Genomic DNA, 26,082 nt, shown 5'->3' with positions numbered 1-26,082 from the left:
GGGGCCCCTTGGACGTCGCGGCCGGGTTGCTTTATCCTGCTGTGGTAGAAAATGCCATTGGCTAAACTTCCGAGCATTGCTCACCGCAACCCAATCGATACAAAAAACCGGTTAATAGCTAGGATTGACGCGAAAGATGACTCAACGCAAAGGTTCCGATTACGCAGGTCTGTCGGTAGCAATCGTGACCCCGTTCCGCGACGGCGAGGTCGATTATTCGCTGCTGCGAGCGCAGATCGAATTCCAGATCGAAGCAGGCACCAACTGTATTGTTCCGGTCGGAACGACGGGCGAATCGCCAACCCTCTCGCACGATGAACACGAACGTGTGATCAGCGAAGTGATTCAGGTGGTGGCCGGTCGCTGCAAAGTAATGGCCGGAACGGGCAGCAACAGCACCGCCGAAGCGTTGCGATTGACGCAGCGGGCCGAGCGCGAAGGGGCCGACGCGACGCTGCAGGTCGCACCCTATTACAACAAGCCGATGCAGGAAGGGTTCTACCAGCACTTCAAAGCGGTTGCCGAAGCGGTTTCGATTCCGGTTTGCGTTTACAATATTCCCGGCCGAACGGGGAAGGTGATCGAAGCCGAAACGATCGCGCGGCTGGCTGAGCTGCCAGGCATCACGATGGTGAAAGAAGCCACCGGTTCCTTGGACATGTGCTCGCAGATTCTCAACCAAACCGATCTGACCGTCCTCAGCGGCGACGACAGCCTGACGCTGCCGATGTTGGCGGTGGGGGCCGAAGGGGTCGTTTCGGTCGCTGGAAACATCGTCCCGAAGGACATGCGAGCGCTTGTTGAATCGTTTGCTAAGGGTTCGGTCGAAGAGGCCTTGCGGTTGCATCATCAATTGTTCCCGCTGTGTAAAAACATGCTGGGCTTGGCGACCAATCCAATTCCGTTGAAGGCTGCGATGCGGCTGTTGGGACGCGATTCGGGCGAGATGCGGTTGCCGATGACCCCCTTGGATTCGGCGTCCGAAGCTCAGTTGGTGAGCACGTTGAAGGCTTACGGCCTGCTGTAGGTGTCTGTGAGCGATCCCAGCTTAGGGGAGGATCGGCCCCCCGACTGACGGCATCTGTTGCTTTCCTACAACACGTGTTGACGAGTAGCGCCGCCGGTTCGAGGAATGTCGGTTTTTTTGCCGACAAGTGGCGCGGCAGGTTTTCCTTATCGTAGGATTTTCCGAGAGGTGGACGTTTCATCACGCGGTGCGACGTCAAGGACTCCGCAGATCATGGGCGATCCCAACACTCAGCTCGGATTACACGATGACTTGTCATGAATTGGCCAAACGGTTGCTCGAACTGCAGCCGGAACTTTCGCCACAAAGCGTCGCACAATTGACCCTGCTCATTTTGAACGGGGCCAACGATCCGAGCGAATTGGCCGACGAGCCGACGTTGCTGCGTCACTGGCACAGTGCCAGCTTCCGATTGCAGGCGGCCGCCGATCAGCACGCCGCGATGACCGACGAATTGGAAGCGTTGGCGGGGGACGGTCCGGTCAAGTTCGAACCCGATCAGATCTGGACACTGTTGCGGGCGATCAAAGTGCAAAGCCAATTGTTGGAACTGTATACGGACGAGCCAGCCATGGTGTAGTGCGATGGCCTACGATTGAGTGGTGCGGGCTGGCAAGCTACATTATTCGCCAGAGAACCCAAGAAATGGATCGCGGCGACGAACTGTTGCTAGAGTCCCCGGGCCCCACCATCGAAAAGGAAGTTGCGAATGAGCGGCGACGAAACGAACATCGAGAACACCCCCAAAGCCCCCAAGTCGCAAAAGATCTACTTAGTTCCGTTTCCTAAGTTCATCTTCATGTATCCGACCTTTATCGTTTCACTGCTTGCCTGGGCGGTGTTGGCAATGAGGGGTTACAAGACGGTCACCCCCGACGATTCGTTGCCGGTGATGATGACCGGAATCTTTCTCGGCGTGTTGATGCTTAATACGTTTGTGATCGTGTTCGATTTCCCCCGCGCGACTTCGTTGACGTTGATCTTTATTTTGACCACGCTGGCGCTAGGCGGTTGGATGGCGGTTAGCATCAAGCCGGATCTGCTTCCGGCAGTCGAAAACTGGGTGATGGCGCTGCGTCCGGCGGCCAATTCGACCTTCTACGGATGCATCAGCGTCGCGATGCTGTTGATGTATATCGCAGTCTTCGCCAGTGTGCGGATGAATTATTGGGAACTGTCCAATAACGAACTGTTGCATCACCACGGGATCTTGAGCGATCTGAAACGCTATCCCGCACCGCAGTTGCGTGTTGATAAAGAGATCAACGACGTCTTCGAATTCATCTTGTTGGGAGCGGGCCGATTGATCCTGCATCCGGCCGGTGAAACCCGAGCGATCGTGCTGGACAACATTCTGTTTGTCGGCAACAAAGAGCGACTGCTGACCCAAGCCCTCGGATCGATCAAAGTCAAGATCGGCAACGATTCGGCGTAAGGTCGAGACGCGATTCACCAGACGAGACGCCATTTCGCTGGCGTCTTCATTGGAAAGAACCAACGCAACGCCCTTTCGGCTGGCGTCGCTTTGGCTCAAGCCAGCATGCTTGAGCCGAAGAGTTGATTGAGGGCGGAGTGAGGGACGCCGACGGGGCTTCGTCCCCACGCGGGTGTCGTTCTAAACTAGAACGGCACGTCGCCTTCGTCGTACGAAACTTCCGAGAACGCATCGTTGGCAGATGCCGCATCGCCACGTCCGCCTGCAGCCGGCGCGTTTCCGACAGCCTTGAAGCCCATCGCTTCAGCGCTAAGGAAGTACTTCACTTCGCTGTTGCTGTCCTTTTGCCACTTGCGGCCGTTCAGCCGATAATTGACTTCGATCTCATCGCCGACGTTCAGGTCGTTGGCCAAATCGCAGTTGTCGCGGGTGAATTCCAGCGGAACGTAGTTCGTAAAGCTGCCGAAATCTTGGCTCAACACCACCATGCGTTTGCGGAACCCCTTGGCTCCGTAGGTCTTGGTTTCTTCGACAAGGTGGACAATGCCTTTTACTTTTGCTTCACTCATAACACGGCTTCCATCACGGACGTTGCGAAATCTTCAACTGGATCAGTAAAACTGACACTCTTCGCTATCCTAGCGATTTTCTCGGCTAAGTTGAACCGGTTGGCGCCGCGACGCCCGAAGGAAGTCCCTTTACTTTGGCAAACGCGAGCCGCTAAGATCGATTACGTGCTGCTTTCCTATTAAAGGATTCAGGTAGGCACGAACTTGCCCCCCGAACAGCGAGTCCGCCTCGGGTCACACCTAGCAAAAAGGGAAAGCATGCTTTTGCGAACGCTCAGCGCAATCCTCGCACTGGCGCTTGTTTCGACCGCGACGGCTCGCGACGTGATCGTTGTTTGTGCGACCGATCTGCGACCGGCCATCGCGCCGTGGGTTCAATACCGGCAGAGCCAGGGGGTGGCCGTTCATGTCATCGACAGCAAACCGCTGGCGGGCGACCTCGTAACCGATTTGCAGGCAATCGTGGCGACCGGCAACGTCCGCCCCGAAGCGATCGTGATTTTTGGCGACTGCCGAATCCAAGGTCCGCGTTGGCCCGTCGATCCCCGATTGCACGTTCCCACCCATCATCTGCCCAGCCCTGTCGCGGCATCCTTGGGATCGTTACCCACCCTGGCCACCGACAGCCCCTACGGCGACCTCGACGGCGATGGCGTGCTGGACGTTCCGGTCGGGCGGATCCCTGTCGATGGGGCGGCTCAGGTCGCGTCTTTTGTCGAACGATTAAGGCAATACGAATCGAGTCGCCAGTTCGGACCCTGGCGCCACCAGGTCGACCTGACCGCGGGCGTGGGCGGCTTTGGCCTGTTGATCGATACGGCGTTGGAATCGGTGGTTCGTGGCATCTTAACCTCCCAATTGCCCGCCAGTATTCAGACACGGGTCACCTACGCGAGCCCGACGAGTCCCTTCTTTCCCGGCGCCAACAATTTTTGCAGAACGGTCATCAACGGATTTAATGGCGGTGGCTTGTTCTGGGTCTACGCCGGGCACGGCCACGTGACCCAATTGGATCGGGTTCCGGCAACGGCCGAAGGCATGCCGATCCTGGACGATAAGACCGTCGGCCAATTGAAGCGTCCGGCCGAACGGTCGCCGATCGCGTTGCTGTTGGCCTGCTACACCGGCGCGTTCGACGCCAAGGACGACTGCTTGGCGGAACAGATGCTGCTGGAACCAGGCGGTCCGATCGCCGTCTTTGCCGGATCGCGGATGACGCTGCCTTATGGGAACGCGATCATCGCCACTTCATTGATCCAATCATGGTTCGAATCGCGACCCGAGACGCTTGGCCAGGTTTGGCTGGAAACCGTCCATCGGGCGACGCGAGAACCGAGCCAAGCCAATGCGGCCGCTCCCAGCATGCTCGATGCGATGGCGGCGATGATGAGTCCGACGTCGGATCGATTGCCGCAAGAACGCCGCGAACACACCCAACTGTACAACCTGTTGGGCGATCCTTTGTTGCGGATCTCGCATCCCGAACAGGTGTCTTTAGAATGCCCGGTCAGTGCACAACCCGGATCGCAAATCACCGTCAACGGGATGGCACCCCACGGTGGCAAGTTGACGTTGGAATTGCATCGTCGGGGCGAACCGAGTCGCGATGAACTGCGTGAGCTGAGCGACGTCGATCGGCATCGCGCGGCGAGCGATTCGTTGCTGGAGAGCACCGTTTGCGAAGTGGAACCGGGAGCGTTTGCGGTTCAGTTGACGCTGCCAGCGACGCTAACGAAAAGTTCCTTGGTGCTGGCCCGGATCGAATCGGCGGACCGCTACGCGTTGGGGACCGATCGGATCCTAATCGATCTGCCGAAGCCGCAGGAGTCGGCGACGCAACCCGCCGCGGCGCGGTAATCTCAGTCGGCCTTTTCGGGAACCTTTTCCAGGATCTCCAGGAGCACGCGATCCGGTTCGATGCCTTCGGCTTGGGCTTCGAAGTTGAGTAGAACGCGGTGTCGCATCGCGGGCAGGTAGACTCGCCGCACGTCTTCAAAGCTGACGTTGAAGCGACCTTCCAGCAGCGCCCGCACTTTTGCGGCCAGTGCCAGCGTCTGAGCTCCCCGCGGGCTGCTGCCCCAGCGAACGTATTGGTTCGTGATCGGGACCGCCAGCGGCCCGTCGGGATGGGTCGCCAAGACCAAGCGGACGATGTAATCCTGGACATGCGACGCTAGGATCACTTCGCGGATTAGATGCTGCCAGCGAATGATTTCGGCCCCATCCATGACCTTGGTGGGATGGACTGTTTCGCCGCTTGTCGTTCGGGCGATGATCGTCGCCAATTGCTCGCGGGAACTATAGCCGACGACCAGTTTGAACATGAAACGATCCAGCTGAGCTTCCGGCAGCGGGTAGGTTCCTTCCTGTTCGATCGGGTTCTGCGTCGCCAACACGAAGTAGGGTTTGTCCATCGTGTATCGCGTGCCCCCGGCGGTGACCGTTCCTTCCTGCATCGTTTCGAGCAAGGCGGATTGGGTTTTGGGCGTGGCGCGGTTGATTTCGTCGGCTAGCAGGATTTGGGTAAAGATCGGTCCACGTTGGAATTCGAAATTCTTTTGACCATCGCGTTCGACGATCATGTTGGTGCCCAGGATGTCGGCGGGCATTAGGTCGGGGGTGAATTGGATCCGGCTGAACTGAAGGTCCAGCGTTTCGGCAAGGGTTCGCACCAGCATCGTCTTGCCCAGTCCGGGAACTCCTTCCAGGAGGCAGTGCCCGCCGATCAACATCGCGGTCAATACACCGTGGACGATGTCATCGTGCCCGACAATCACGCGACCGATCTGTTCTCGCACGTCCGCATAGCGGCGTTGAAATTCTTCGGCTTGTTGCTGCATCGAATCGGCCAAAGTGCTCATGCGCCATCGTTCCTAAAGGCTATGCGAAGAGAGGGATTTCCAAGCGGAGTCGCCCGGATCGACGTCGCTGGCGGAAGTTGCCGCCGCGAGCGCGGTGAAGCATCAGTCCCAGCGATGGGTCGGGCGTTCGATGATATCGTGAAGCAGGAAAGCTTGCTGGACACCTTGGGAAGATTGTAACAGGGCGATCAACGTTTTGGCGATCTCGCCTTCGGCAATCGATTGAGCTGCCGAAGGGGCAGGATCGTTCGGCAACTGGCCGACTTGGTGATCGAAAACCTTTTGGATGTGCGCGTCCATTTTGTCGTCGGCTTGTCCGACCGCGTTGGCCAGGTGTTCGCCTTGGAGATGCCGGTTTGTCAATTGGCTGATGCCGGCAGAGTAGTCTTCGACGATCTCGGGTTCGACAAGATCCTCGGGGCGAATCTCACGGATCTTTCGCTCGGCGCGACTGTCGGTGTACTCGGGTCGCGGCTTCGCAACAGGGGCTGCCTTTTTGGCGGCTTGTTCCTTGCGGCGTTGGGCGGCGCGGCGGAGAAATGCTTCGATGTCGTCAGACATGATTTCGCTCTCGGGTTAGCTCTGGGCCTGGGCTTGTTGTTGCTTTTGGATGGCCAGTTCGCTGGCGTCACGCGTCGATCGCGAGATCGCTTTTCGCATGTCCGTGTCGGCGTTGATGTTCTGCAATTTGTAGTAGTCCAAGATTCCCAGCTTGCCGCTGCGGAACGCTTCGGCCATCGCCAACGGAACTTCGGCTTGCGCGGCGACCAACATCGCTTGGCTGTTTTCGATTTCGGCGAACTTTTCTTGTTCTTCAGCTACCGCCATCGCGCGCCGTCCTTCGGCCCGAGCGCGGGCGACACGTGTGTCCGCTTCGGCTTGGTCGGCCTGCAATCGGGCCCCCACGTTGACCCCAACATCGATATCGGCGATGTCGATCGAAACGATCTCAAATGCGGTTTGCGAATCCAAGCGTTTGGACAACACCCATTTGGAAATCAGGTCGGGATTCTCAAGGACATTCTTGTGGCCGTCGGCGCTACCGATCGCGCTAACAATTCCTTCGCCAACGCGGGCGATGATCGTTTCCTCGGTGGCACCGCCGATCAATTGTTGCAGGTTCGCACGCACGGTCACGCGGGCTTTGACCTTCAACTGGATGCCGTCTTTGGCAACTGCGTCCAGCGAGGGTTTGACCGAACCTCGCGGCGGACAATCAATCACTTTGGGATAGACGCTGGTTTGCACCGATTCGAGCACGTCGCGGCCGGCCAGGTCGATCGCCGTGGCTTCACGAAAGGTCAAGCTGATCGTCTTCGCCTTTTTGGCGGCGATCAATGCTCGGATCACTTGGGGCACGTTGCCGCCAGCCAAATAATGGGCCTCGAGCGCTTTGCTGGTCAGTTCGGGATCTTCGATGCCCGCTTGGGTCGACATGATCTTGCCGCGAACGATTGTCCGCGCGTTGACGTTCCGAAACGTCATCCCCAGCAAGTCGCCCAGAGAGACCTTCGCACCGGTCAATAACGATTGAATCCACAGCCCAAAATAGCTAAAGAAGACCATCGCGAAGATCATCATGCCGATGACGACAAAAACGATCACCGCCAGCCAAAGGATGTTCGCGTCTTGGGCTTGAGCTAAGAACAACAGTGAATTCAACGCCGCCATGGTGCTTTCCTTAGTTGTAGCAACAAATTCTATGGATCAGGTGTTACCCCACGTTCGCGGTCAAGTCAAGCGATCGCGACGTTTATGCCAAGGGATCTTCCAAGCTGTCGATACCCAACTGTTCGATCGGTTGGTCCAAGGGGGAAACGGTTGGTTCGGCATGATCCCGATCGGCGTCGATCGCTCGCGTTGTCACGCGGACATGCAGTTTGCCCGATTCGATTCGAAAAACTTCAATCCGCTGCCCACGATCGATCGCGCCACCGGAACTGATCGCGTCGTACCGCTCTCCATCGATTTTAATCGTTCCGTTGGGCAACATGTCGCTGTCCGCCATGCCCACGCGTCCTTGCAGCGATTTAATCTTGCGATGGTATTCGTCGTCGGGCAGCACGTCGGGCAACGGGTCGCCCGGTTGGCGTGCCATGATGCTGCGTCCCATCGGTGTTCGCGGCCATAATCGGACCGTGATTCCAAGGGCGATCGGGACGAGCGTTACGACCACGACGACCATGATCATGCCCCAACGGGGACTGACGGAGAAGCCGACGATGATACAGCCGATCATCGCCAATCCGCTGGCGATCGCCAGGAATCCGCCACTGGGGACAAAAAATTCGACGATCATCAGCAGCAGGCCTGCCGCTAACAATACAAAGGACCAGAACAGAGGACCATCCATCATATCGACTCGATTCGCATGAGACTTCGACCGGTCGCCGTTGAACGCCGGCCCAACGACGTGGCCCGGGCGATCGATTGCGCGAAGCGTTTAGGATGGAAGCCGCGCCGCGACATGACGAACCTTTAGGATTTCTTGGCAGCCGAACTGCAAGCCGAGGCAACCACGCAGACCGCGCATCCACCGGAACACCCGCCGGCTTCTTTGGTTCCACAACCGGGACCGCAACCTTCGCTGAGCAGTTTGGCGAAATGGCGGCTACGCACATGTTGTTCGTATGCGTCGGCAAGTTCATTGGTGATCGCTTCGACATCGTCGTTGGTTTCTCCCAGAAAATGGAAGAACAACGTTCGGCCATCAAACAATTGTTCGACTTCCAACAGCACCGCGTCGATCCCGGCGGCGACCAATCGCTCGCGACACTCTTGCACCGCTTTGCGTTTGTAACGCTCCAGTCGCTTCTGCAGCAATTCGTCCTGATCGGTCATCCGTCGCAGGATCCGGCCCGCGGCCGCATCGGCATCGACATCGGCGACGATTTCGCCGATCTCCAAACCGCGCGACGTCTCGCAGATCACGCGGTCCCCGCGACGATAGCTGCCGCCGTCGACCGGCCGATGCTGTGAGATGTCGCCCCAGGCACCCGTGCGAACCAGATAATGGCTGATCAAGTAAAATTCATCCGTTGGTGGAATGCGGCGCGGCGACGGCCGACGCCTGCTGAAACCGGAAACTGAAAATTGGCGATTGGAAGTGTCGGCTCATTTTCTAGGCATTGATGACGGAGTGCAACCCGCGAGCCACGCGGTTCTCAAGCGGCCCTCGTGGCCGAGCCGCACGACAAATCGATCCTGCGTAGGGCGAAGCGGGCAAACCAGGGTGGGCCTCCGACGCCCTGTCCTGTAGGATTTCAGCACGTTGACGGCATCGCCGCCGCGGACAACGGGTTGTTGCCTCCATGAGAAAACTGTCGTGCAGGACTTGATCACCTTTCTGATACGTCGACTCGGCTGGATGCTGCTGACGCTGTGGATCGTCTTTACCGTCTCGTTCTTCCTCATGCGGTTTGTCCCCGGCGGGCCATTCAGCAGTGAGAAAAACGTCCCCGAGGCGATCAAGCGAAACATCGAAGCACGCTACGGTTTGAACGATCCGCTGCCCACGCAGTACTTTCGTGAACTGGGACGCGATCTGACCGGTGATTTTGGCCCCAGCTTCCGCTTGGAAGATTTTTCCGTCAACGAAGTCATTGCCCAAGGCTTCCCGATCTCCGCTTCGTTGGCGATCCTGGCCCTCTCGTTCGCGTTGGTTCTGGGCGTGACCGCGGGCGTGGTTAGTGCGTTGAAGCCCGGATCGATCGGCGACCTCACGTTGATGATCCTGGCGACGCTGGGGATCGCGATCCCGAACTTTGTCCTGGCCAGTTTGCTGATCATCGTGTTTGTGTTCGGATTGAATCTCTTTCCGACCGCCGGCTGGGGCAGTGCATGGCATCTGGTGCTCCCGGCGCTCTGCCTTGGTGCTCCCGTCGCCGCCTACATCGCGCGGCTGACACGCGCTGGTTTGTTGGAGACGATCGGCCAAGATTACATCCGAACCGCCAAGGCCAAGGGGCTGCCGATGTACAAGGTGATCGGTAAGCACGCGCTCCGCGGAGCGCTTCTGCCGGTGGTCTCTTATTTAGGTCCGGCCGCGGCCCGGGTGCTCACCGGTTCGATTGTGTTGGAGCAGATTTTTGCGATCCCGGGGATGGGCAGCCACTTTGTCGAAGCGGCGCTGCAACGCGATTATTCGTTGGCGATGGGCTTGGTTTTAGTTTACACCGCGCTGTTGTTCTTGATGAACACGCTGGTCGACCTGTCGTATTCGATCATCGATCCACGTGTCAAGCTGGAGTAGTTCACCGAAGATGGCTGATCCCGAGATCGCAACCGAGAAGATGACCGACCAGCAGCGGGAGCACTACCGCCAGCTGCTCGCCGATGCGCAACGAATCCAAGGCGTCTCGCTGTGGCAGGATGCTTGGCGACGGCTGCGGCGCAGGCGGGCTTCGATGCTGTCGCTCTACTTTCTGATCGCCCTGGCGGTGCTGGCCTTCCTGACGCCGGCGTTGCCGCTGCAGAGTCCGCTAGATAAAGATCTGGACAACCGTCGCGGCATGTCTCCCAATCTGCAGGCCTACCGGATGGGGCAGCGGAAGGATTTGAAGTTTACCGATAACAGCTTGGCGGCGGAGGTGAAGCAGGTCAACGCTTCGGTCGCGACGCTGCGGCAAGAGCGTGCCGATGCGACCGATCCGGCGGCGCGGGAGGCCCTGGACGCCAAGATCGAACAACTGGAGACGACCGCCCATCCGTTCAGCCAAATGTGGAACCAATTGGATCCGCTGGCATGGCAGCTGACGCGGCTGCGAGTCGCCATCTTCGGCGACTGGGCTGTGCCGAGCCTGTGTGGGACCGACGACCTTGGTCGCGACATGCTGGCCCGACTGTTCTGGGGTGCTCGTGTGTCGTTGGTTGTCGGCGTGGTGGCGACGATCGTTAGCCTGTTAATTGGTGTCTCGTATGGAGCGACGTCGGGCTATTTTGGCGGCCGCGTCGATGCCGTGATGATGCGGATCGTCGATGTCCTGTATTCGGTTCCGTTCATCTTTGTGGTGATCTTCCTGATGACGTTTTTAAGCGAGGAATCGATCGCGGCGTCGCTGAAATCGTTTGGTATCGATCAGATCACGATCTTCTATATCGTGATCGGCGCCATCTATTGGTTGACGATGTCGCGCGTTGTTCGCGGCCAAGTGCTGTCGCTGAAACATGAGCAATTTGTCGACGCGGCTCGGACCGTGGGGGCCTCGCAACGGCGGATCATCTTTCGCCATCTGGTCCCGAACGTGTTGGGAATCGTGATCGTTTACCTAACGCTAACGATCCCCGCGGTGATGTTGTTCGAAGCGTTCCTGTCGTTCCTGGGCCTGGGCGTTTCCCCGCCAGACGTTTCCTGGGGGCTGTTGGTCAACGATGGCGTGCAAGCGATCACGCCGCTGAAATCGCGGTGGTGGTTGGTCGTCTTTCCGGGAAGCGCGTTGGCGGGCACCTTGTTTGCGTTGAACTTCCTGGGCGACGGGCTCCGCGACGCATTGGATCCGAGGATGAAGAATCAATCATGAACAAGCCGCTGTTGTCTGTGGAAAATCTGGGTGTCGGTTTTGGTACCGACGACGGAATGTTGGATGCGGTGCGTGGCGTGTCGTTTGATGTCGCCCCCGGGGAGACGGTGGGGATCGTCGGCGAATCGGGCTCGGGCAAGAGCGTTACGAATCTGGCAATGATGGGATTGATCCCGATGCCGCCGGGAAAGATTACCAGCGGGCGGGCGATGTTCGACAGCCAAGATCTGCTGGCGATGTCGCAGGAGCAATTAAGCGCGATCCGCGGACGAAGGATCGCGATGATCTTTCAAGATCCGATGACGGCGTTGAATCCGTTCCTGACGGTCGAAGATCAGTTGACCGAAGTCACCCGTTTGCACTTGGGTTTCAATCGTCGTCAAGCGACCGAACACGCGATCGAGATGCTGACGCAAGTTGGCATCAGCGCCCCGGAAAAACGCTTGCAAGATTACCCGCATCAATTCAGTGGCGGGATGCGTCAGCGGGTGATGATCGCGATGGCGCTGTCGTGTAATCCCGAGATCTTGATCGCCGACGAACCGACGACCGCGCTCGACGTGACGATCCAAGCGCAGATCTTGGATCTGTTGAAAAAGCTGCAACGCGAACACAACACCGCGATCATTATGATCACGCACGATCTGGGCGTTGTCGCCAATATCTGCCACCGGGTGCTGGTGATGTACGCCGGGCGGATCGTCGAAAAAGCACCCGTCGATCAACTGTTCGCCAAGCCCCAACATCCCTACACCCAGGGCTTGCTGAATTCGATCCCTCGCTGGGACCAGCATGGAAGCGAATTACTGAAAGCGATCGAGGGGCAACCACCCCATCTGGCTGAATTGCCCAGCGGATGTGCCTTTCACCCGCGCTGTCCTCACAAAATTGATCGCTGCTTGGGCGAGGATCCGCGATTGGAAAACACATCGACTGAGCGACAACGGGCTTGTTTTGTCGACCTGAACGTCAGCTGAATCGATTCTGATTGGCTGTCAGAATGCGGGAATGGGTCGAACGTCGCCGCTGCGGCTGCTATTATGGGGCGGGATCGTTACGCTAACGATTTCGCCACGCGGGACGCTCTGTCGAGCGACGTGCGTGCTGGACGTCTGACTTCAGAAAACAAAAGCCCAAGATTTTCCTGATGAGCAATCAAAATCGTCGCGACTTTTTGCGCACCTCCGCCGTTGTGGGTGCCAGTGTTTCGGTCCCCTACTTCTTTTCGCACAGCCAAACACTGGCCGACGAAACCGAGGCGAAGAACGATCGGATCCCGATCGGGCTGATCGGTGCCGGCGGGATGGGACTGGGGAACATGAAGTCGGCCGAAGACTATCTCAACGTGGTCGCGATTGCCGATGCGGACAAGTCGCGGCAGGAGGCAGCCAATCAGAAGCTCAGCGGCGGTAAGGCGGATATCTACGACGACTACCGCAAGATCTTGGACCGCGACGACATCAAGATCGTGCACATCGCCACGCCCGATCACTGGCATACCAAGCCGGTGATCGAAGCGATGTTGGCCGGTAAGGACATCTATTGCGAGAAGCCGCTAACGCTGACGATTGATGAGGGCAAACTGATCCGTAAGGTGCAGCGCGAAACGGGCCGCATCGTCCAGGTCGGCACGCAACAGCGCAGCACGTTCCATCTGTTCACCAAAGCGATCGCGATGGTCCAACAAGGACGATTGGGTAAGATCTTGCGCGTTCAAGCAGCGATCGGTGGCGCACCAACCAGTCCGGCGATCCCCGTTGCCGAAACGCCGGCGGGACTCGACTGGGAGCGTTGGTTGGGGCCAGCACCCAAAACGGATTATCGATATATGAAAGGTGGCAAGCGAGGGTTGACCAACGGTCACTATGAGTTCCGTTGGTGGTACGAGTACTCCGGCGGCAAGCTGACCGATTGGGGAGCTCACCACGTCGATATCGCCACCTGGGCGCTCAGCGTCAACGGCCAACCCACCGCGCCGATTTCGATCGGCGGCACCGCCAGCCATCCCGTCGAATACAAGGATGGAAAGCCACTGCAGACCGATCGCTACAACACCGCCACCGCGTTCAACTTTGTTGCCAAGTATGCCGACGGTACCGAAATGATCATCCGCAACGACACCGACAACGGCGTGCTGATTGAAGGTGAAAAGGGACGCCTCTTCGTCAACCGCGGCAAACTGGTCGGTGCCCCTGTCGATGCGCTCAAGGACGATCCGTTGCCCGAAGGCGCGCTCCAGAAGGCCTACAAAGGGCTGCCGATGGAAGAGAACGCGCGGAAAGCCCACTGGGCCAACTTCTTGAACTGCACGCGGACCCGCGACGAACCGATCTCCGATGTCCATTCGCACATGCAGATGCTGAATGTCTGCCACTTGGCGGGGATCTCGGCGCGGCTGGGGCGGACTTTGAATTGGGACGCCGAAAACGAGCAGATCACGGGTGATAGCGAAGCCAATGCGATGCTGGCCCGTCCGTACCGCGAAGGCTACGAAATCGAGATGTAGTCGATCGGCAGTGAATGCTCGCTGTGGATACGAAAACAGCACAGCCGCACGATCGGCTGTGCTGTTAACAAAGGTGAGTTGCTTCGTTCACAGAGTTGTTGCGACGCCGCCTTGGAACCTATTGCTTGGGCGTGAAGCTGCCCCTTTCTTGACGCGGTGGGAACTCTTTAAACGACCCGATAAACCTCACAACGAGAGCTTTCAGCGGAACCATCACGTCCATGTGGCGAACGACCCAGTCGTCGTAATGCGATGAATCTTCGGGGGGCTGCTTCAAACGGGTCGGCTCACAAATCGATGATCAACGGCGCTTTGCGCGGTTGTTGCGCGAAGAACCACGATCCCATTCTCGCGTTGTTTTGCGTGGAGAAGTGCAACTTGTACGCTTGGGGGACTGACCGGTGATGAAGGCGGCCGCCCCGCAGTGCAACTTTGTTGGACGTACGCGTCGGTGAACATCACCCCTTCTTTGGCGATCCGATCGATGTTGGGCGTCTGGTAGCCCATCATCCCATGGTTGTAACAGCTTGGGTTAAACCAGCCGATGTCGTCCCCCATGATTACAACAATGTTCGGTTTATCCGCCGCTTGGATCGCCCCGCCAAAGGCGATTGCGACGCAGAGGAAACGCAACAAGAACAACTTCATTTTGACTGCCTCTTTCAAGATGTTTGGAGCCCGATCGTCCAACCGTAGATAAGGTCTCGAATGCTGGAAATGGAGCCACACGACCGACCAAGGCAAGCCTCAAGCAAAACGAGGGAGTCGCCAACGGGAGACCAGAAAGGTCGTCGGTTTCCGGACCGTCGGACGGCTTCAGGGGTGTGCGCTGTCACGTCGATGCGGTCGGGAAACGATTCCGATTTTTCTCAGCCGACAAGGTCTGGGGCATCGGCCCATGACATCTGGGAAACAGCCCATTCTTCGCGCGGTCTTCACACCCTGGTGCGATGCACGGCATGGGGACACGTCGCGGCGGATCGATTCGACCTGGCGACGGTGGGGGCTGAATTAATTGAATATGATTTGGAACTTCGCTGGATTCGTTTAGCGGATTGGTCTCGTTAGCCCGATGACGAAGAGGTGGCCTAGAAAAACATCTCTGAATTCTGGTCATTTAGCGTGATTTTGCTTCGGCAGCAGCGCCCAACAGGTTATTGTTCCTGCTGACAAGCGAAATTTAAAATCCCCCATGCGCGATGCGAAAGGCGATCCTGTGACCGAACCCTTGGAAAACGATGAGATGGAAGCGCTGCGTAACCAAATCTGGGACTTCGTCTACCGTGCTGGCAACCCGCAGACCATCACTTCGATCGTCGACGACTTGCACTTGTCGGACGCTTCGGTTCGCCAAGCCGTGCATCACGCCTGGTTTGTTTGTGAGGGAGATACGGTCGCAATCGCGTAATCTGTTCGCGAATGCCGCAGACAAGGGCTGGTTGAATTGCCAGCAAAGCACTAACCTTTTCCTCTAGCCACGACGGCATCTCAACAGCGCGTGTTGGAGGAACCATCCCTTGTTGAATTCTGAAACTTCGTCGACCGCCGATTGTGAACCCGATCCAGCGGTCAATGTCCGGTCGACACCGATTGGCAAAGGCGTGTTTGCCGACCGCGATTTCCAAGCTCACGATGTCGTGGGTTGGATCACCGGCAAAGTCCACGACGACCCCGAGTATGGTTCGGAGTACTGCATCGACATTGGTGGATCGATCACGTTGGAACCCGATGCACCGTTCCGATTTCTGAACCACTGCTGTGAACCGAACAGCCAGTTCACATGGGATGAGAACGAAGACGATCCCGAGGCGATCCCCGAGGTCTATCTCTTAGCGCTCCGCGACATCGAAGCGGGCGAGCAGCTGACGATCGATTACAACTGGGCCGCCGATTGTGCCATTCCCTGCCAATGTGGTGCGGACAGCTGCCGCGGATGGATCGTTACACTGGACGAAATCGACCAATTGCCTGCGAGTAAAAAGAAGCGGCGTTAATCCGGTCGGAGACCGTCCAGGTGGGCGATCAGTCTCCGTTGGACGCATCCATCTGGTAAGCTCGCAAGCGATCGCGCAACGTGCCGCGATGAATCCCCAAGATCTCCGCCGCCTTCGCTCGGTTGCCCGCGGTGTATTCCATCGCGATCCGTAGCAGTGCGGGTTCGCTGGCGGCTAGAAACCGCGCGTGCAGGTCGGTCAACGGTTGCGTATTGGTTGCCAGTGTCTGCGTGGCCCACGCGGCAACACTGTCGGTCAAGGTCGCGCTCGACGGAGCCAGCGCCTCGCCGCGTGCCGGCGTTGCGGGCGGAAAGTCGCTCGCTTCCAATGCTCGACCTCGCGCCACGACTGCCGCATGTTGGACTGCGTTCTTCAATTCGCGGACGTTCCCGCTCCACGGACGCGATTGCAGCTCGGCAATGAGGTTCGCATCGATCGCGGCATCGAGCCCCGGATAATCCATCGCCGATAAAAAATGTTGGCACAGCAGCGGGATGTCTTCGGGGCGGCCCCGTAGGGGCGGAAGGTGGATCCGCACGCCCGTCAGCCGGTAGTACAAGTCCTCGCGGAACGTTCCCTGTTGCACGCTTTGATGCAAGTCGCAATTGGTCGCGGCGATGATCCGGACATTGGCATGCCGGACGCGCAAGTCCCCCACGCGGCTGTACTCTCCTTGCTCCAACACCCTCAATAATTTGACCTGCGCGGCTAGCGGTAGGTCGCCGATTTCATCCAACAGAATCGTTCCCCCTTGGGCCTGTTCAAACAGTCCCGCCCGATCGTCGGTAGCGCCGGTGAAAGCGCCTTTGGCATGACCGAACAATTCGCTTTCAATCAGGTCGGGATTCAGCGCTACCGGCGAGATGGGGATGTAGGGTTTGTCGGCGCGTTGGCTGTTGCGGTGGATCGCGGCGGCGACCAATTCCTTGCCGGTTCCCGTTTCCCCCGTAATCAGCACCGACAGGTCGCTGGCGGCTACCAATGCGATCTGCCGGAACGCTTGCTGCATCGCGGGAGATTGCCCGACCAATACCTGTTGGCCGCTTGGCATCGGATGGGGCGTGGCCGGTTGGCTGCGGCGATCGAGCGCCGATCGCAACGCTTGCCGGCAGGTCCGCTGGGCGTCGGCCAGCCGAAAGGGTTTGATCAGATAATCGCTCGCTCCATTACGGATCGCGCTAACGGCCGTGTCCAGATCGCCAAAGGCGGTCATCACGATCACCGCGGCGTTGTTGGTCGCCGCGAGGAACTTGGGGAGCGCGGAGATGCCGTCTTCTTTCGGCAGCCGCACGTCCAGTAGAACCAGTGCCGGCGAGTGCTTTTCTGCTAACGACAATCCCTCTTCCGCCGACGACGCCGTCAGCACTTGGTGCCCCTGTTGCGACAACATCTTTTCAAAGGCCCAGCAGATCGACGGTTCATCGTCGACCACCAAGACGACCGCGGCTGGGTCGGCGACGAGCGTGGAGGTGTTCAATGGCGTTTCGGTTTCGTTTTGCATGATTCGTTTATGACACAATCCGGGCGTAGAAGTCAAACACGGTCTGTTGCGATCGACGCAACCAGACGACGTGGCCGTCTAAATGCTCTGCGGCGCGGGCCACGACCGGCAACCCCAATCCCAATCCTTCGGGACGGGAGGTAACAAAGGGCTTGAACAGATCATCGACCAGCGCTTCGGCGACTCCTGGGCCGTTGTCGATGACCGCAACCTGCACCCATTGCTGGTTGCGGATCCTTGCTTCCACGCGCACGCTGTCCCCTGTTTGGATAGCGTTGAGGACGAGGTTGGAGATCGCCGACGACAGGCTGGCTCCATCTTTGATGCGATGACCGTCGATTCCAGCGTCCAGGTCCCATTGCAGGTCGACATTTAAATGGCGTGCGATTGGCGATAGGCTGTCGCGCACATCGCACAGGCAGGTCAACGCATCCAGCGGACGGTCTTCCGCTTGACGCCCCGACGCGACCAATAACAATCGCCGCACATAATCTTCGGCCTGTTCGATCTGACCGATGGCAACCTGCAACCCTTCATCGGCGTCCTCGCGACAATCGTTGGCGTGCAATTCGATCGCCATCCGTGCGCCGGTCAGGCTGTTTCGCAATTGATGCGCTAGGCCGCCAGCAATTTGATGCAGCAGTTTTTCGCCTTCCTGGTGATGAACCGTCGCCCATAATTGTTTCAATTGGTTGGCCATCGTTTCGACCGCCGCCCCCAGGCGTCCTAATTCATCGCCGACGTTGTCGGAGACTTTCGATTCGAAGTCGCCCGCCGCTACCCGTTCCACGCGTCCTTGTAACGAAGTGATCCGCCGCACCATCCGTTCGGTCACAATCAGGGTGATCGACGCCAGGGCAACGATCGTCGACAGGCCGGTTGCCAGCGGCAGGATCGCCGCGCGACGTCGGGCATCGCGGAGCAGTGCTTCGTCAAACAGGATCAGCACACTTTCGACGCGGTCGGAACGCTGCGCGGGGTTCCGTGTTGGAAACCGATACGCGACGTAGCGGCTATCGGAAAGTTTCAGCGTCGGCACGGTGGCAGCTTCGCCAGCGCGATCCGAAATGGGAAGTTCCGCCGCGAATTCCGCAATCCGCTCTACCGGCGCGTCGACCGTTCGCTGCAGCACCGCGCCGGAAGAATCGAGCGTGACCAATTCCGACTGTGTCAGGTCCGCCAGCAACCGCAACACGACCAAGTTTAATGGGAACGTCGATTCGGAGAGCGTGCGTTGAATCCCCACCCAACGCGCTTGCAAGTCCCGTGTGGCCCAACGTTGGGCCAACCCATACGAGACCGCCGCGACGGCGACCGCTGCCAGCAGAGAGCACAGCACCAGCGGCGCGAGCAAACGAATTCTTAGCGAACGGAATGTCACCACAAAACGTTCCAGCGGTTGAAAGGAGCGGGTTGTTCGAACGGGGACCTCGCGACACACGATCGCCCGATCGGTGGAGCCTTGGGGGGCGGGAGGTTGCTATCTCAGCTGAGTTGTCAAAAATTGGCAGACCATTGCGTACAACGACAACGCCAGCGCCGGATCATATCGGTGCCCTTCGTCGCGCATGAACGCGTGCTCTCCATTGAATTCGTGCCAGGTGAATCGAGTTGCCGCCGCGGTCAAGGCATCATAAATCAACCGTCGACCTTCCACCGGAATGTGTGGATCTTGGCGCCCCCAGATCATCATCAACTCAGCTTGGATTTCAGGAATCCGCGCCAACGAATCGTCGGCCATCCCGTGCCCTAAGCTTCCCTTGTGAATGTCGGTTGCATAAAAACAAACCCCGGCGGCGACTTCCGGGTTCATGGCCGCGCGAAACGCAAGATGCCCACCTAAACAGATTCCCACCGTCGCAATCCGTCCGCTGCAACCGGCGTCGCTGCCAAAGTAATCGATCACCGCGCGCGCGTCGGCGTCGTAGCTGGCAAGTTCCTTGGTCGTCTTTAATGCATTGCCGCGGTCGGTTCCCGCTTGGTCGTAAGCAAACGCTTCGCCCAGTTCGGTGTATTCGTGGTAGACATCGGGGACCGCGACGACAAAACCATGACCGGCAAGCAACGCCGCGGTGCGGGCGATCGGCGCGGTCATCTGATAGATTTCCGAATACAAGATCACGCCCGGAAACTTGCCTTCGACCGCGGGGCGAAACAAATGGGTTCGCATGGTGCCGCTGGGCGTGGATAAGTCGACGTGACTGGCCGGGTGAATTCGCATGAGAGTTCCTTCAAGGAGCGTTGATTTGGGTCCCTGAAGGATAGCAGAGCGGAGGCGGTTTTCACCCAGGGGGCGAGGTTGGCTTCTCCGCGTTCACTTTCACCGCGAGGAATCATTTCCCCGCACTCATGTCACGCTAGTGAATTGATCCGGCAAGTGCGGGGATCATCGCCCCTTGATCGATTGGCAACGGAGCGATCGGCGGTGCGGCGAGCGCCGCCGGTTGGATCCGTTCAGATGGCGGTGTGCGGCGACAACCGAAGAAGCCTCGTTGTTGGATCAGGTCGGCGACTGCAGGAGGAACGTGCTGGACCCAGCTGGAATCATTGACTTGAATCTGACGCAGCACTTCACGCGAGAAGGTCGACAGATGCGCGGGGTTAAAGTTATCGAGTTGTTCGATGCAGCCCTTGTCGACCAAATACTGGTACAGCGTCCGCAGTTCGTTGGCGATCTTTAGGTTCTCGATCGTCGTCAGTTCACCCGACTCACGATCCAACAGCGGATAGATGTACAATTTCAGATCGTTCTTAAACAGCCGACCGAACGATTCCAAGATCCCGCCATCGAGTTTGGTGTAGTACTTGTCGTCGAACAATTCGATCAGACTGGCCGCACCCATCGTGATCCCAATCTTCTTCTTGGTATACCGCGCCAGGTAGGCCGCCAAGCGATAGTATTCGAAATAGTCGGAGATCAGGACGGTCATCCCACATGCTGCCAAGACATCGACGCGGGCGAGGAAGTCGCGGAGGTCGATGTTGCCGTTGGCTTGCAGGTTTCGCATCGTAATCTCTGCCAGCGTGACCACTTCCTCGGGGTCGACGTCGGCTTCGAGATGGAATTTCTCTTGAGCGGCTTCCAGCATATCGAGGTTGACGTTGGTCAGCGGGCGAAAGCTGCCGCGTTCGACAAGGATCGGCTTTTTGTAAAGCACTTCCGACGGCTGCAATACTTCACCATCGGCCGAGAACATCGCGGCGCTGCTAAGCCCCAGTTGCACCAACCGTAGACTCATCACGCGGTTATCGACGTGGCGAAACGCGATTCCGGAGAATTCGATCATATCGATCTCGATCCGCCGGGTGCTGAGATTATCCAGCAACGATTCGATCAATTGATCGGGTTCGTGGTTCAAGAAGAACGCACCGTACAACAGATTGACGCCAACGATCCCAAGCGCCTCTTGTTGCAGCGCGTTCTCGGTGTCCAGCATCCGTACATGGATGATGATCTGGCTGTCTTGATCGCGGGGATGGGCTTGGAATCGGATTCCCATCCAGCCGTGGCAATCGTTGGTGCCGTGGAAATTGCGGGCCGAAACGGTGTCGGCAAATGCAAAGAAGGCGGTCGTGTCGCCGCGGCTTTCACGCAGACGTTGCAAATTCAAAGAGTGCTCGTGGTCGAGCATGTCTTCGAGGCGTTTGCGGCAGACGTAGCGTTCGCATTGGCCGTAGATCGCGTCGCTGACCGACATGTCGTAGGCCGACATACTCTTGGCGATCGTTCCCGCGGCGGCACCGACGCGAAAGAACCATCGGACGACTTCTTGCCCCGCTCCGATCTCCGCGAACGACCCGTATCGGCGGGCGTCTAGATTGACGTCAAGCGCCTTGCGTTCTGTGTTTGGTCGTTCCGATCCCATGCCCGTCTGCTCCCCGAAGATTGCGAAAGTTTAAACTCACCGCAATGCTTATAGGACACGCAGACCGCATCGGCAGAAGAATTCTCAGGCAATCGTTCGGGCGCGCGAAAGTTGCATGGTTACGTTTGGCGCAGTCGGAATAACGCTGCGCCAAACGTTCCCTGAGAAGCTTGAAGCGAAGAACCTCGCGGTGGGCTACAGCTGGCCGCCGCCGCCACCAACGCCGCCACCAAACGAACCACCGGTTCCACCGCCGCCGGTGCCCGTGCCTTCGTCACCGGTGACGAAGTTAAACGTGGTCACGTCGCCGATCTGTGAAAAGAACGGGCCGGGCGTGATCCGCACGTAACGGCGATCGGCCGAAATGATTCCCAACACCTGCAACGACGCACCTTCGGGAAGGATCGTGATGTCGGGACGGAAGCCGACGGCACCGCCATCCAAGAAAGGATTGCGGCCGCGGTTGCCGTTGCTGAGCGCCATGTCGCGGTAATAATCCGCCGCCGAACGCAGGTCGACCGGTGCACTGGACGATTGTTGCGCCAGGATGTTGCGGTTGATTTTGTCCTGCTGTTCGCGAAGATCGACAAGTTTTGCTTCGGCCACCGGTTGTTTTCGACGGCCGTCTTGAACCTGGAACGTGATCAAGGCGTTCTGTTCGGTCAACGGAATCTGACGACGGAAGTAATGTTGTTCGGGACGACCGACGTCGGTGATCACATCGACGGTCACATGCCCGGTGGAAACATTGCCCCACACGCGACGCAACAGGATCCGGTACTCACCCGTAAAGCCTTCGGGGCAAACGTACGATTCGGAGAAGCCTGTCACTGAGGGCTCATCGCCACTGAAGCTGTCTCCCAACAACACACCCCCACCAGCCGATCGTGGCGTTTGTAACGAACAAACCGTTCCCGAGGGCTCTTCGACCATTAAATCGATGTCGGCTTGGCCAGTCCACGAAACGCGGACGACACAGTCGCGAACGACCGATTCAGAAACGTTGCTCTCAAACTGTTTCGCTTCCAAGACACGTCCCTCTTCCAACAAGCGTTGGTAGGTCGAACGTGCGGTCAACCGAGCTTTGTCCTCGATGTGTTGCAGCGATTCGGGCCACGCTTGACGCAACACTCCCGCACATGCCCAGGTGATGCCTTCCAGGTCATCGGTTTGCCGGGCAATCCCGAGCCCCATCAGATAGGCTTCGCTTTTGTAAGGATCCAACTGGGCCGCCTTCTTGCACAGACTGATCGCCCGGGCTTGCATGTTCATCTGATTCATGTGGCGCGCGATGTTCAGCAGGTCGTCGGTCGATTCGGCAAAATCGGCAGCCGACAACATCGCCCGTTCCACCTCGCTCTGATCCGCACCGGTGCCCTGCAAAGCAAGCGCCAGTCCGTGATACATCCAAGCTTGGGCGTGTCCTTGACGCAACGCGCCACCCACCAGATCGCAGATCCGTTGGAATTCGACCTTCGTCTTTTCCGCGTCCCCCGCTTCGTCAGCCTTCTCGGCGCGTCGCAGTCCTTGGCGAATCGTCATCCGCAGTCGCGAATCGTGGATCGCGCGTTGACGTTCGTCGGCAAACGAAAGGTCGGCGAAATATTCGTCCCACGCTTCCGCTTCGGTTTGTCCTTCGGAAGGTGTCACCTTAATCAATTGATTCAATTGAACCGCCAGCGGAACCGATTCAGGCTTTGCTGCGGGAGCTTCTGACGCGGACGTCTTCTCGGACAAGCGAACCTCGTCGGGTACGGCGAACATACCGCCGCCGCCGCCCATTCCGCCCATGCCGCCGCCCATGCCGCCACCCATGCCGCCACCCATGCCGCCGCCCATACCGCCGCCCATGCCGCCACCGCCGCCGCCGAAGCCGCCGCCGCCGCCCATGCCGCCGCCCATGCCGCCGCCACCAAGTTGGATCACGGGAACGACGAGATCGCCGACCGGATAAACCTTGGTCACGAGGTTGGTTTCCGCTGCATCAGGTGTGGTGATCTGCAACACTTCATCTTTGATCATGTAAGTCAGATCGAGATCCTGCAGCAGCAATCGGAGACCCGAACGCAGCGAGACGCTTTCCAGGTTCTTGGTCACAGGAATATCAGGGGTCAGGCCCAGATCGTCCAACGCTCGCAGATCGATCACGATCGGGATGTTGTGCTTCTCTTTCAGGATGTCGACAACGTTTTCCAACGGTTCGTCGATGAACTTCAGCGACGTGTCGTCGTTCAACGCTTTGTAGATCCGACGTTCGGCCGCGTTGTTTCCGGTCAATTCGATCGCACCATAGCGATCCAAACGACGTCGGCTCATGCGTTGCCAGGTTTCGGCGTCGGTGTAGTGCAAGGGTGGATCATCCACAAACGGGATAAACGCTTCTTCGTTCAGCAGCAGCGAATCGACAAAGTTCCGCTGACGCATCGATTGCGCTTTCTTCCAACGCCGGTAATTGTGAACCATGTGCCCGTGCGTGTTCAACGAATTGGAGATCACCGTGTCGGGCTCCAGCTCTGCGACTTGCGGTGCGACCTCGAAGACTGCTTCCTCGGTGCGATTTTCATCCATCAGCGAGGCGAATTGATCGACAAGCGTTTTCACGCGTGCTTCGTGCCGGAAGGTATCCTGCAACAAACGTTCGGTGGTCGCCGCTTGAGCTTTGATTTCTTGTTGGCGTCCTTGAGTTTCCGAGAACCGAACTTCGGAGCGTTCCGAAACTTGGATCGCGCTGACGATCTGAGCGGCCAATTCGTCGCGAACTCGCACGTCCAGATTGTTTTCAGCTTGTACCGAATCCAACAAGATCTTCAGCGAAGCTGCGACACCGGTAGGATCTTGCGCCAGGCGTTGACGCGCGGCCTTCAATTGAGCCCGCACCTCCGCCCGCACACGACCGGTCAATTGATCGCGTTCGGCTTCGACCGTGTTCATGAAAACGCCGGGAGCTTCCAATGGATCGGGCGCGATGGCGGGAGCTTGAGGATCCAGCAAACCGCTCCCTTCGGCGTCAACAACCTGAGCTGTCAATTTGGTCTGGTTGGATACCAGGTTCGAGACCGACAGCGCTTGTGGATTGGTGGGGTCGATGCTGAGTGCCATGTCGGCGACCGCCGCGGCTCCCTTCAATTCGCCACGCTTCAGGGCCAAGGCGCCTGCTTTGGCCAACTGGTCGGCGTTTTCGGTCATCATCCGAGCGGTTTCCCGCAGGTAAACCGAACCGGCCGTGGGCAGGAACAGCCCATCGGTTTCGCTACTTTGGGAGACCAACGAAGGCAGGAAAGCAAAATCAGGGTTGCTGGGTTCGCGTTTCAAATCCCAGTTCAAATCGATTTGTTTGTCGGAAGCGGTCGTGCGAACCATCAAATGGTCAGCACCTTCGCCTTCGAAGCGACCGATCAAAACCGAATCGCGATCGGTTCGCAGCGGCGGCAAGCGATCGCCATGGGCGCTGACAAAACCGGCGGGCAGCGTGGCCGATTGAACCCACAACGGTGAGTGGCTGGCAGCGTTTGCCAACATCGTTCCCATCTGCAGCGGCGAGTTCTTCGAATCGTCGGCTTGCACCAACGTCACGCCACCGGTTTGGTTGGCGATCGATGCCAGCAGTTGCACGTTGGTCGTCGGGCCAATTGCCAGCGAGTGGACGGCGATTTGATGACTGCGAAGCGAATCGGCGATCTTTCCGAACGCCTGTTCGTCAAGCACGTCGCCGATCGAGCTGCCGTCGCCGACGTAGACCATCGCGCGATGCCCCGACTGCGGTGCGAGCATCGCATCGGCAGTTCGTAACGCCGAAGCCAAGTCGGTGTTGCCCAGTGGCAAACGGTTGGCAAGGTTCTTCATCGCCTTGGTGGTCGTTTCCGAAGCCGGCTTGGCGAACTGATCGCTCAAACGCGTCGCTTGGACATCGACCGCGACGATGCTGACGGCAACGTCGGCATCCAGTCCGGCCAAGACCGAACGGACCGCTTCAAGCGTTTGGTTGCGGTAATAACCCGATTGACTGGCCGACGTATCGACAACCAGCACCACGCTGCGGGGACCCTGGGTGACCGCCGCCATTTGCTGAGGATCCAGCTGAGGCGTGACGCTGATGGCGAAATATCCATCCCCGGCAGGGGTCTGGTAAGTCGCCAAACGGCTGTTCGATTCGGGCGATTGAGCCGTTGCCAGATGGCTGGTCAACGTGATCGCAAGCATCAACAGCACCAGTCGCGCAAGTTTGGGCTGGCGAGGGATGAGGTGTTTCGGACGGTGGATTTCCATGCGCGGGGTCTCCCGATGACCTTGCAGAAGAGAGGTGGTGTCGAAGTGGTTGTTCGTGGCGTCACCAAGGGCGGCCGTGGCCACCGATCGGTTTGGATAAGCACTGCGGAAGGCAGCGAATGGACGCGCCCCGTTCGATTCTATTCTGACCATTGCCACACTTCCAAGAAAAAAGCCAACTTGTCGCAATCTGTAGCGTTGCATTTTGCCGCGACAACCGTTGTTGCAAGTTGCAACAGTTGTAGCGAGGCAGTGAAAAAACGGCGGCAAAACAAAGCCGTTGAGTCACCACGCTATGGGAAGCAAATGGGGTGCCAAATCACGTTTCAACGCCTCTTTACGCCCTACACCACGGTTTCCATGGCCTCCGCGTGCTGGTGGCGGTTTGGCGCGGCCGCCCCTGGCTGCGGCCTGGCGGCATCGCGATCTCCGCCGGTTTCAAGGAGCGGCAATGGCACCAAAAAGATTCCTAAAGAGACTCATTTTCCCCGTTTCGCATCTGATACAATAAGCCTCGCCGTTCCCACCCTCCGATGTC

At 58.4% G+C, this 26,082-nt stretch carries 21 protein-coding genes and 1 pseudogene; 10 read left to right on the top strand and 12 right to left on the bottom strand.

Annotated elements, in window-relative coordinates:
* Nucleotides 1-136 precede the first annotated feature (136 nt).
* The 3 genes from dapA (at nucleotide 137) to Poly24_RS19310 (ending at nucleotide 2,462) form a co-directional block, all read left to right on the top strand.
* Nucleotides 137-1,027, top strand: a complete 891-nt coding sequence (gene dapA / locus Poly24_RS19320) for a 4-hydroxy-tetrahydrodipicolinate synthase (protein ID WP_145099300.1) — start codon at nucleotides 137-139, stop codon at nucleotides 1,025-1,027.
* A gap of 247 nt (nucleotides 1,028-1,274) precedes the next feature.
* Nucleotides 1,275-1,607, top strand: a complete 333-nt coding sequence (locus Poly24_RS19315) for a hypothetical protein (protein ID WP_145099295.1) — start codon at nucleotides 1,275-1,277, stop codon at nucleotides 1,605-1,607.
* Between the two features lie 129 nt (nucleotides 1,608-1,736).
* Nucleotides 1,737-2,462 carry a hypothetical protein gene (locus Poly24_RS19310; protein ID WP_197452026.1) on the top strand — a complete coding sequence of 242 codons (726 nt, stop codon included), beginning with the start codon at nucleotides 1,737-1,739 and terminating at the stop codon, nucleotides 2,460-2,462.
* Between the two features lie 185 nt (nucleotides 2,463-2,647).
* Here the strand turns inward: Poly24_RS19310 and Poly24_RS19305 are convergent, their stop codons facing one another.
* Nucleotides 2,648-3,031, bottom strand: a complete 384-nt coding sequence (locus Poly24_RS19305; protein ID WP_145099292.1) for a DUF3127 domain-containing protein — start codon at nucleotides 3,029-3,031, stop codon at nucleotides 2,648-2,650.
* A gap of 258 nt (nucleotides 3,032-3,289) precedes the next feature.
* Between Poly24_RS19305 and Poly24_RS19300 the strand changes: the two genes are divergently transcribed.
* Nucleotides 3,290-4,888: a C25 family cysteine peptidase gene (locus tag Poly24_RS19300; RefSeq protein WP_145099289.1), complete on the top strand. Its 1,599-nt coding sequence runs from the start codon at nucleotides 3,290-3,292 to the stop codon at nucleotides 4,886-4,888.
* A 2-nt stretch (nucleotides 4,889-4,890) separates the two neighbouring features.
* On the opposite strand, the gene Poly24_RS19295 is transcribed toward Poly24_RS19300, so the two are convergent.
* The 5 genes from Poly24_RS19295 to Poly24_RS19275 all read right to left on the bottom strand — a co-directional run bounded on the left by Poly24_RS19295 (nucleotide 4,891) and on the right by Poly24_RS19275 (nucleotide 8,916).
* Entirely contained in the window at nucleotides 4,891-5,892 is a 1,002-nt protein-coding gene (locus Poly24_RS19295) for an AAA family ATPase (protein WP_145099286.1), read from the bottom strand.
* Nucleotides 5,893-5,994: 102 nt separating this feature from the next.
* A complete protein-coding gene (locus Poly24_RS19290) occupies nucleotides 5,995-6,453 on the bottom strand; it encodes a hypothetical protein (protein ID WP_145099283.1) in 459 nt (152 codons plus the stop codon).
* 15 nt (nucleotides 6,454-6,468) lie between these two features.
* Complete coding sequence (gene floA, locus Poly24_RS19285) at nucleotides 6,469-7,563, bottom strand: flotillin-like protein FloA (protein ID WP_145099280.1); 1,095 nt, start codon at nucleotides 7,561-7,563, stop codon at nucleotides 6,469-6,471.
* An 82-nt stretch (nucleotides 7,564-7,645) separates the two neighbouring features.
* The gene (locus Poly24_RS19280; RefSeq protein ID WP_145099277.1) at nucleotides 7,646-8,248 is read right to left on the bottom strand and encodes an NfeD family protein; all 603 of its coding nucleotides are present in this window, start codon (nucleotides 8,246-8,248) and stop codon (nucleotides 7,646-7,648) included.
* A 122-nt stretch (nucleotides 8,249-8,370) separates the two neighbouring features.
* Nucleotides 8,371-8,916: a PSP1 C-terminal domain-containing protein gene (locus Poly24_RS19275; protein ID WP_145099274.1), complete on the bottom strand. Its 546-nt coding sequence runs from the start codon at nucleotides 8,914-8,916 to the stop codon at nucleotides 8,371-8,373.
* A 301-nt stretch (nucleotides 8,917-9,217) separates the two neighbouring features.
* On the opposite strand from Poly24_RS19275, the gene Poly24_RS19270 reads away from it, so the two are divergent.
* The 4 genes from Poly24_RS19270 to Poly24_RS19255 all read left to right on the top strand — a co-directional run bounded on the left by Poly24_RS19270 (nucleotide 9,218) and on the right by Poly24_RS19255 (nucleotide 13,917).
* The gene (locus tag Poly24_RS19270; RefSeq protein ID WP_145099271.1) at nucleotides 9,218-10,144 is read left to right on the top strand and encodes an ABC transporter permease; all 927 of its coding nucleotides are present in this window, start codon (nucleotides 9,218-9,220) and stop codon (nucleotides 10,142-10,144) included.
* 40 nt (nucleotides 10,145-10,184) lie between these two features.
* Entirely contained in the window at nucleotides 10,185-11,411 is a 1,227-nt protein-coding gene (locus tag Poly24_RS19265; RefSeq protein WP_197452602.1) for an ABC transporter permease, read from the top strand.
* On the top strand, nucleotides 11,408-12,388 hold the full coding sequence (locus tag Poly24_RS19260) for an ABC transporter ATP-binding protein (protein ID WP_145099265.1): 981 nt from the start codon (nucleotides 11,408-11,410) through the stop codon (nucleotides 12,386-12,388). The genes Poly24_RS19265 and Poly24_RS19260 overlap by 4 nt, the downstream gene beginning before the upstream one ends.
* Before the next feature lie 170 nt (nucleotides 12,389-12,558).
* The gene (locus Poly24_RS19255) at nucleotides 12,559-13,917 is read left to right on the top strand and encodes a Gfo/Idh/MocA family protein (protein WP_145099262.1); all 1,359 of its coding nucleotides are present in this window, start codon (nucleotides 12,559-12,561) and stop codon (nucleotides 13,915-13,917) included.
* A 379-nt stretch (nucleotides 13,918-14,296) separates the two neighbouring features.
* Here Poly24_RS19255 and Poly24_RS27480 read toward each other — a convergent pair.
* Nucleotides 14,297-14,565: pseudogene (locus Poly24_RS27480) on the bottom strand (sulfatase-like hydrolase/transferase); the annotation flags it as partial.
* Between the two features lie 544 nt (nucleotides 14,566-15,109).
* On the opposite strand from Poly24_RS27480, the gene Poly24_RS19245 reads away from it, so the two are divergent.
* Together Poly24_RS19245 and Poly24_RS19240 are read left to right on the top strand one after the other, a co-directional pair.
* Nucleotides 15,110-15,325 (top strand): hypothetical protein, encoded by a 216-nt coding sequence (locus Poly24_RS19245; RefSeq protein WP_145099259.1) that lies wholly within the window; start codon nucleotides 15,110-15,112, stop codon nucleotides 15,323-15,325.
* A 109-nt stretch (nucleotides 15,326-15,434) separates the two neighbouring features.
* On the top strand, nucleotides 15,435-15,911 hold the full coding sequence (locus Poly24_RS19240; RefSeq protein ID WP_197452024.1) for an SET domain-containing protein: 477 nt from the start codon (nucleotides 15,435-15,437) through the stop codon (nucleotides 15,909-15,911).
* A 28-nt stretch (nucleotides 15,912-15,939) separates the two neighbouring features.
* On the opposite strand, the gene Poly24_RS19235 is transcribed toward Poly24_RS19240, so the two are convergent.
* From Poly24_RS19235 to Poly24_RS19215, 5 genes are all read right to left on the bottom strand, one after another.
* Nucleotides 15,940-17,412 (bottom strand): sigma-54-dependent transcriptional regulator, encoded by a 1,473-nt coding sequence (locus tag Poly24_RS19235; RefSeq protein WP_145099256.1) that lies wholly within the window; start codon nucleotides 17,410-17,412, stop codon nucleotides 15,940-15,942.
* A 7-nt stretch (nucleotides 17,413-17,419) separates the two neighbouring features.
* Complete coding sequence (locus Poly24_RS19230) at nucleotides 17,420-18,793, bottom strand: sensor histidine kinase (RefSeq protein ID WP_231753232.1); 1,374 nt, start codon at nucleotides 18,791-18,793, stop codon at nucleotides 17,420-17,422.
* 99 nt (nucleotides 18,794-18,892) lie between these two features.
* Nucleotides 18,893-19,633 carry a dienelactone hydrolase family protein gene (locus tag Poly24_RS19225; RefSeq protein WP_145099253.1) on the bottom strand — a complete coding sequence of 247 codons (741 nt, stop codon included), beginning with the start codon at nucleotides 19,631-19,633 and terminating at the stop codon, nucleotides 18,893-18,895.
* A gap of 136 nt (nucleotides 19,634-19,769) precedes the next feature.
* Nucleotides 19,770-21,278, bottom strand: a complete 1,509-nt coding sequence (locus tag Poly24_RS19220) for a TonB-dependent receptor (protein ID WP_231753231.1) — start codon at nucleotides 21,276-21,278, stop codon at nucleotides 19,770-19,772.
* Nucleotides 21,279-21,473: 195 nt separating this feature from the next.
* Nucleotides 21,474-25,544 carry a VWA domain-containing protein gene (locus Poly24_RS19215; RefSeq protein WP_197452023.1) on the bottom strand — a complete coding sequence of 1,357 codons (4,071 nt, stop codon included), beginning with the start codon at nucleotides 25,542-25,544 and terminating at the stop codon, nucleotides 21,474-21,476.
* Nucleotides 25,545-26,082 lie beyond the last annotated feature (538 nt).

Origin of the sequence: Rosistilla carotiformis (assembly GCF_007753095.1) — a bacterium.
GTDB classification, from domain to species: Bacteria; Planctomycetota; Planctomycetia; order Pirellulales; family Pirellulaceae; genus Rosistilla; species Rosistilla carotiformis.
The sequence above is the reverse complement of the archived record's forward strand: the minus strand, read 5'-3'. Positions and strand labels throughout refer to the sequence as shown.

Excerpts from the sequence above, each read along its gene's own strand:
- dapA (WP_145099300.1), top strand. The coding sequence starts at position 137 with ATGACTCAACGCAAAGGTTCCGATTACGCAGGTCTGTCGGTAGCAATC.
- Poly24_RS19315 (WP_145099295.1), top strand. The coding sequence starts at position 1,275 with ATGACTTGTCATGAATTGGCCAAACGGTTGCTCGAACTGCAGCCGGAA.
- Poly24_RS19310 (WP_197452026.1), top strand. The coding sequence starts at position 1,737 with ATGAGCGGCGACGAAACGAACATCGAGAACACCCCCAAAGCCCCCAAG.
- Poly24_RS19305 (WP_145099292.1), bottom strand. The coding sequence starts at position 3,031 with ATGAGTGAAGCAAAAGTAAAAGGCATTGTCCACCTTGTCGAAGAAACC.
- Poly24_RS19300 (WP_145099289.1), top strand. The coding sequence starts at position 3,290 with ATGCTTTTGCGAACGCTCAGCGCAATCCTCGCACTGGCGCTTGTTTCG.
- Poly24_RS19295 (WP_145099286.1), bottom strand. The coding sequence starts at position 5,892 with ATGAGCACTTTGGCCGATTCGATGCAGCAACAAGCCGAAGAATTTCAA.
- Poly24_RS19290 (WP_145099283.1), bottom strand. The coding sequence starts at position 6,453 with ATGTCTGACGACATCGAAGCATTTCTCCGCCGCGCCGCCCAACGCCGC.
- floA (WP_145099280.1), bottom strand. The coding sequence starts at position 7,563 with ATGGCGGCGTTGAATTCACTGTTGTTCTTAGCTCAAGCCCAAGACGCG.
- Poly24_RS19280 (WP_145099277.1), bottom strand. The coding sequence starts at position 8,248 with ATGATGGATGGTCCTCTGTTCTGGTCCTTTGTATTGTTAGCGGCAGGC.
- Poly24_RS19265 (WP_197452602.1), top strand. The coding sequence starts at position 10,185 with ATGACCGACCAGCAGCGGGAGCACTACCGCCAGCTGCTCGCCGATGCG.
- Poly24_RS19260 (WP_145099265.1), top strand. The coding sequence starts at position 11,408 with ATGAACAAGCCGCTGTTGTCTGTGGAAAATCTGGGTGTCGGTTTTGGT.
- Poly24_RS19255 (WP_145099262.1), top strand. The coding sequence starts at position 12,559 with ATGAGCAATCAAAATCGTCGCGACTTTTTGCGCACCTCCGCCGTTGTG.
- Poly24_RS19245 (WP_145099259.1), top strand. The coding sequence starts at position 15,110 with ATGCGCGATGCGAAAGGCGATCCTGTGACCGAACCCTTGGAAAACGAT.
- Poly24_RS19235 (WP_145099256.1), bottom strand. The coding sequence starts at position 17,412 with ATGCAAAACGAAACCGAAACGCCATTGAACACCTCCACGCTCGTCGCC.
- Poly24_RS19225 (WP_145099253.1), bottom strand. The coding sequence starts at position 19,633 with ATGCGAATTCACCCGGCCAGTCACGTCGACTTATCCACGCCCAGCGGC.
- Poly24_RS19220 (WP_231753231.1), bottom strand. The coding sequence starts at position 21,278 with ATGGGATCGGAACGACCAAACACAGAACGCAAGGCGCTTGACGTCAAT.
- Poly24_RS19215 (WP_197452023.1), bottom strand. The coding sequence starts at position 25,544 with ATGGAAATCCACCGTCCGAAACACCTCATCCCTCGCCAGCCCAAACTT.